The sequence below is a fragment of the Halobacillus sp. BAB-2008 genome, assembly GCF_000328325.1.
Taxonomy (GTDB): Bacteria; Bacillota; Bacilli; order Bacillales; family Halobacillaceae; genus Halobacillus.
On the sequence record NZ_ANPF01000113.1, the window covers coordinates 1 to 2,087 of the forward strand.

2 protein-coding genes are annotated in these 2,087 nt (G+C 45.4%); both read right to left on the bottom strand.

Going from position 1 to position 2,087, the window contains the following annotated elements; translation table 11 throughout:
• Positions 1–304: 304 nt before the first annotated feature.
• The gene (locus D479_RS19320; protein ID WP_008640456.1) at positions 305–1,327 is read right to left on the bottom strand and encodes a ThiF family adenylyltransferase; all 1,023 of its coding nucleotides are present in this window, start codon (positions 1,325–1,327) and stop codon (positions 305–307) included.
• Positions 1,328–1,344: 17 nt separating this feature from the next.
• Positions 1,345–2,087: SDR family oxidoreductase (locus D479_RS19325; protein ID WP_008640457.1), on the bottom strand; the 743-nt coding region annotated here is incomplete at its 5' end.

Genomic DNA, 2,087 nt, shown 5'->3' on the forward strand with positions numbered 1-2,087 from the left:
TCTCTTAACGCGACAAGTAATAATATATCATGGCTATAAATCTATTGCAATACCTTTTTCGATATTTTTTTCATAGTATGCTAGTTCAACAAAAAGCTTCTATATTATATAAACAAAAAAGCACACCCGGATAAAGGTGTACTCAACGATACCTGCTTCTTCTTTTGCGCATAATTTTCCTTATGATCGGATAGATGATCGGTCCATATTTGAAGATGCGTCTTATTAATCGCTTCATATAGTTTCTCTCCTTGTAGACTGTCGTTACATTTATCTTTCCCCCGGAAAGATAAAAAGAAACCGATCAACCTCCAACTATTTCATAATAGAGCTTCTTAGCATCTATGACATCCTTCGTTCCATGGATGAGCACCCTTCCATCTCTAAAGAAAACCATACGATGATGCTTGCCATGGTCGTATGATAGTAAAAATGGATTCTCTTTCACTTTCTCTGAAGGTAATCGACGCTTCAGCTCTGCCAAGTCACGCTTCATCGTTCCGGAAGGGCGTATCTGCACGGTATCCCGACCACATAGAACAGCAAATTTAGTAGCATTGACTTCTTCTAAATATGGATAGACGGGAGAATCACCACACGAGGGACAATCTTTCCTTCTGGCGTTCGAGACTTTAATGGAGGTCCTTTCATTATTCCATAAGTCGAAGGTCATCAAAGCTGGATTAACGCGGGCGAAGTCCCCGGTCAGTATCTTTAACGCTTCCGCTACTTGTAATGCTGTAACCATCTGCACGGCCGGACTGATCACACCGACAGTGTCACAAGTCGCTCCGCCCAGAGGTACACGTTCCAACAAACAACCTAAGCAAGGGGTTTTCTCTGGAAGAATGGAAAACACAAGACCATTGCCTCCGACACACCCACCATATATATAGGGGATATTATACTTCTGGGCCACGTCATTCATCAGCATTCTTGTTTCAAAGTTATCGGTACCGTCCATCATTAAATCAACACCATCTGCCAAACGGAGCAATTCTTCCCTCTGAACATCTGCAATCACACCTTCTATAGAAACCGTTGAATTAATATTGGACAACCTCCGTTTAGCCGCTTCCGCTTTCGGAAGGTGTGCCGCAGCATCCGCTTCCGTATATAATTGCTGCCTTTGCAGATTACTTAGTTCTACATAATCCCTGTCGACAATCGTCAGCTTCCCCACTCCGGCCCGCACCAGCTGTTCCGAGCTGCTCGTACCCAGAGCACCCGCTCCAATAATGAGTACATGACTCCCCGCCAGCTTACTTTGTCCCTTTTGCCCAATCGGTCGAAACCGTTCCTGTCGTGAATATCTTCCATCACTCAAAAAAAAGCCCCCTCCATCTACCTCATTACACTTCCACCGGAAATCTTCATGGATTCTCCTACTATATTAAGCGAAGCATCTGTCAATAGATAAACAATGGACCGCGCCACTTCCTCTGCCGTACTCAACCTTCCAGAAGGAATCCCTTCCTCTGCAATACGGCGCTGCTCCTCGTAACTCTTCCCTTCCCTCTCACCTTTTGCACGTATGGATGCCTGTCCCATAGATGTATCCACATAGCCGGGGCAGACGGCGTTCACTCGAATTCCATGTTCAATCGCTTCATAAGCAAACGATTGGGTGAAGCCCGTGATTGCGAATTTTGATGCACTATATGCCGTATTACTGTGTGTGCCTCGCAAACCGGATAAGGAGGAAAGGTTAACGATCGATCCTTTTCCAGTTGTCTTCATTTCATTATAAACTAACTGAGTAAAGAGGACCGTCGCAAAGTAGTTGAGTTCCATTACTTTACGCAACTCATCTTCATTCAACTCTTCCAATGCTCCACCGCCGATAACACCGGCAGAATTGACAAGACCATTTATCGGCCCCATAGCGCTCGCTGCTTCGCGAACAATCTTCTTTCTGTCCTCTTCTTTATTCAAATCTGCCTGAACGACGTAGACTTCCGCATCTTCCCGTATGGAGGCAAGAGACTCTTTCCGTTCGTCCAGTTTCCCACCATTTCGTCCAGTAATCGTCACATGACCTCCAGCACGGACAATTTCTTTCGCCGCTTCGAAGCCGATTCCGCCTG